Below are 1,267 nucleotides of genomic sequence, written 5' to 3' on the forward strand. Positions count from 1 at the left end.
CTTGGCATCTTCGTCAAGAGTCCGGCGACAGACTGGCTGCTGCGAAACAATCTGATCGATCAGGCGGTGTCCTATCAAGGGCAGAGTGGCGACCCGGATGCTTTCCCCGGCGAAATGATCGAGCACGATCTGACGCAAGGCAATGTCGATGCGGCCTTCGTCTGGGGCCCGATAGCGGGCTACTTCGTGAATCGTTCGGATAACAAAGTAAGACTGGTGGCGTTCCCGCCGCAGCCGGGCATCCGCTTCGATTATGAAATTTCGATGGGCGTACGCTATGGCGAGAAAGCATGGCGCGATAAGGTGGATAACTGGATTGCATCGAATCAGCCGAAGATCGATCAGATTTTGACGAGCTATCAAGTGCCTTTGCTGCCTTTGCAACCGGTAACTCAGCAATGAGGCGCGCGCTTTTGGCACTGGCGGTGTGTGCATGCGTAACGAATGTTTTCGGGGCAGATGCGCCTGCAACGGAAATTGCGCCTGCGGAGCGCTTGTTGTTTATGCAGCCGCATATGAATGGCGTCGAACCGCAAACCGAACTGGATTACGCGGTCGATTACTCCGGACCGCCTGAGAAGGTCAAGGACACCTTGCGCGTCCTGGTAAATAGTCCCGGCAATAGTAAGAACGATGCGCGCGTTTCCGATCACACGGGGCAAGTGGACATACCCGGCGGGCTGCCGTGCAATCCGGTCATCATTTATTTTCTGGAGCATGACATCACGGAGATGCAGCAGTTGACCGGCGGACAGCGGCGCTACTTTCAGCAGCGCGTGCGCATGGCGCTTGCCGCCAATCCTGCGATTACGCCCGTTTCCGGTGACTCGCTCGGACTCGGCAAGAATGTCAAGGCGCAGCAAGTCGTGATTCAACCGTATCTCAACGATCCGAACGCCGAGCGCTTCGCTCAATACACGAACAAGCGCTACACCTTCGTCATTGCCGATGATGTACCCGGCCACGTGCTGATGATCCGTACCGAAGTGCCCGGCAATAACAATGACTTTGCGCATCCCTTGCAGAAGGAAACAATCGCCTATCAAGGCGCGATGAAAACGCCCGGAGGCGATGGCGTAAAGGCAGGCAATGCGCCACGGGCCAGCCGATAACGCGTCGTTCGGTTTGCGTATGTTCGGCATGCTGATTATGTTTCTCGTGACGCGTGCGTATGGAGCCGAGCCGTTCGAGATCAGGCAGATTGCGCCCGGCAACTACGCGCATCGCGGTCATGATGATGTGGCCACGCGCGAGAACGGCGGCGATA

The 1,267-nt window shown here is 56.9% G+C and carries 1 protein-coding gene and 1 pseudogene; both read left to right on the top strand.

Annotation, left to right across the window (positions count from 1 at the left end; all coding sequences use genetic code 11):
• Nucleotides 1–402: pseudogene (locus P7F28_RS09210) on the top strand (transporter substrate-binding domain-containing protein); the annotation flags it as partial.
• Nucleotides 399–1,112 carry a hypothetical protein gene (locus P7F28_RS09215; protein WP_277184207.1) on the top strand — a complete coding sequence of 238 codons (714 nt, stop codon included), beginning with the start codon at nt 399–401 and terminating at the stop codon, nt 1,110–1,112. The pseudogene P7F28_RS09210 and the gene P7F28_RS09215, both read left to right, overlap by 4 nt.
• Nucleotides 1,113–1,267: the final 155 nt, after the last annotated feature.

This window comes from Caballeronia sp. BR00000012568055, from assembly GCF_029439455.1.
In the GTDB taxonomy this organism is placed as follows: Bacteria; Pseudomonadota; Gammaproteobacteria; order Burkholderiales; family Burkholderiaceae; genus Caballeronia.

Excerpts from the sequence above, each read along its gene's own strand:
- P7F28_RS09215 (WP_277184207.1), top strand. The coding sequence starts at position 399 with ATGAGGCGCGCGCTTTTGGCACTGGCGGTGTGTGCATGCGTAACGAAT.